This window comes from Massilimicrobiota sp. mt181 (assembly GCF_055420065.1).
Map to the genome: position 1 here is coordinate 1 of NZ_JBVAYN010000052.1, position 2599 is coordinate 2599.

Annotated in this window: 2 protein-coding genes; both read left to right on the forward strand. The window is 33.2% G+C overall.

Annotated features, from left to right (window positions below):
* Positions 1–187: 187 nt before the first annotated feature.
* Positions 188–1741, forward strand: coding sequence for an IS21 family transposase (gene istA / locus ACZYT4_RS13930; protein ID WP_463786939.1), 1554 nt, complete (start codon positions 188–190; stop codon positions 1739–1741).
* Complete coding sequence (locus tag ACZYT4_RS13935; RefSeq protein WP_463786941.1) at positions 1738–2469, forward strand: ATP-binding protein; 732 nt, start codon at positions 1738–1740, stop codon at positions 2467–2469. Before istA ends, ACZYT4_RS13935 begins: the two co-directional genes overlap by 4 nt.
* Positions 2470–2599: the final 130 nt, after the last annotated feature.

The following is a 2599-nucleotide window of genomic DNA, read 5'->3' on the forward strand; positions in this document are numbered from 1 at the left end:
TGATTATTTGCAATGAACTGCACCATCAATAGCATAAAGTGCACCACCAATTTCAACAACTACACCACTGAGATGATATTATTGAATATACGCAACTGCACCACCTTTTATATTATAGGTGGTCTTTTTTATATTATTATAATGTTGGAGACTTTGTCTCTAATATTATATGAAAGGAGCTTTTATTATGGCTGTAAAATTCAATTTGAGACTATGTTTACAATTGATTGATCGAGGCATATCCCTCAATACGATATCCAAACAATATCATATTAGTAAACATACCTCATCCAAAACAAAACATAGAATGGAGGTGCTTCAATTTGATGTCAGTACTATTGATCAGTACTCAGATGATGAGCTGGGTAAATTATTTTTCCCTGAAATGTACGAATCTGAAAACATTTATTTAGCAGTGGATTATGACTATGTTCATAAAGAATTGTCTAAGCCTGGTGTTAACTTAAAACTATTATGGAAAGAATATTGCTTGAGTGCTAAGGATGGTAAATATCCAGTAAGTTACTCAAAATATTGTAGAGGTTATGCTCAACATGTCGAAAGACACAACTATACCAACCACATTGAACACAAACCCGGGATTCGTACAGAAATTGATTGGTCCGGGCCTACAATGCATTACATGGTTCCTTCTACTGGTGAATTGGTTAAAGTTTATCTGTTTGTCGCAACTTTACCATTTTCTCAATATTCTTATGTGGAACCTACCAAGGATATGAAAATGAATACATGGATTAACTGTAATAAACATATGTTTGAATACTTCGGTGGTTCAACAGTCAGAATTGTATGTGACAATCTTAAAACAGGTGTTGTCAGTCATCCTAAAGAAGGAGAAATCATTCTCACAGATATGTATTCTGATTTTGGAAATCATTATATGACAGCTATTATGCCTGCACAAGTCAGAAAACCTAAGCAGAAAGCGAGTGTCGAAGGTACCGTTGGCAAAATAGCTACAACCATTATTGCATCATTAAGAAATGTAGAGTTTCATTCATTCGAAGAACTTTATCAAGCAGTAAGAGAAAAGCTTGATGAGTTTAATACTACTCCATTCCAGAAAAGAGATGGAAGCAGAAAAGAAATATTTGAAGCTGTTGAAAAGCAGGCACTTAAACCACTTCCTGAAATACCTTTTGAAGTATGTCATTGGTTTTATTCCAGAAAAGTACAAGTCAATTGTCATATCACTTATCAAAAAAACTGGTATTCAGTTCCTTATGAATATGTAGGCAAATCTGTTGATCTAAAAGTGTCAGAAACAACATTGACTATTTATTATCAAAACAAGCGAATCAACATCCACAAGCTGTTTCCTGCCTATATAAAGAATAAATATTCTACCTATGAACAGGATATGCCTGAATCAGTAAAAGTAAGTGAGTGGGATGATGTGCGTATAAAAAAATGGGCGAGCAAAATCGGACCCTACACAAGAAAGGTTGTAGAGATTATATTTGAAAGATGTAAAGTTAAGGAACAGGGTTATAACCCTGCAATGAGTGTATTACATCTAAGTGATAAATATTCAAATGAAAGACTTGAATTATCCTGCCAGATAGCTTTAAGTAAATATCCATCACCTAGATATAAACATCTTAATGCCATTCTATCTAATAATCAAGATAAACTGGGAAAACAAGAAAATGCATCTGAAGAAAGAAAAACGACAGGACACCTGAGAGGTGCAGAGTTCTACGGAGGCAAATCAAAATGATAGATAATGAAACTGTAAGAAAAGCATCAGAAATTGGGATTATAGATGTTGTAGATGCCATTAAATTGATTGAAACAAATCCTGCTTATATTACTTTGACATTTGATGAAAAAATAAATATGGTCATCGACTTTGTTTATCAGCAAAGATATAACGAAACGGTAAGAAGATTAAAGAAATCGGCTAAATTACGCTATGTAGATGCAGATCTAAGAGATATTCACTATACTGACAATCGAAGCATTACACATCAGCTGATTAGCTCACTGGCTACATGTAATTATATTACATTAAAAACCAACATCATTATTCATGGACCATGTGGTACAGGGAAAACATGGCTCTCATGTGCATTAGCAAATGAAGCGGCAAAACAAAAATATAAAATATTTTACATTAGAATGCCTGAGCTATTAGAAAAGTATAATGAACTGAGGAATATGGGTAAAAGTCTATCACAAGTAGTTAAGAAATATGCAAAATACGATCTGCTTGTATTAGATGAATGGTTAATGTATGAAATGACTGATAAAGAAAAACAGTTTATATCTGAGCTTATGGAGGTAAGACATGATAAATGTTCAACAATTTTCTGCAGTCAGTATCCATCTGGAGACTGGTATGATAAATTGCATAAATCGACATTAACAGAGGCATTGCTTGATAGAATCATTCATAATAGAATAGATGTGTATATGGGTAATGAAAACTTTAGAATCAAAAATTAATTTTTTACAAAGGTCAATCATGTTTGGACATGATTGACTATAATTGTGTATAAATATAAGTGGTGCACTTTATGCGATTGAGGTGGTGCAGATGTCTGCGACTACCAGTGCTTTTACATGCGAATAATCA

Excerpts from the sequence above, each read along its gene's own strand:
- istA (WP_463786939.1), top strand. The coding sequence starts at position 188 with ATGGCTGTAAAATTCAATTTGAGACTATGTTTACAATTGATTGATCGA.
- ACZYT4_RS13935 (WP_463786941.1), top strand. The coding sequence starts at position 1,738 with ATGATAGATAATGAAACTGTAAGAAAAGCATCAGAAATTGGGATTATA.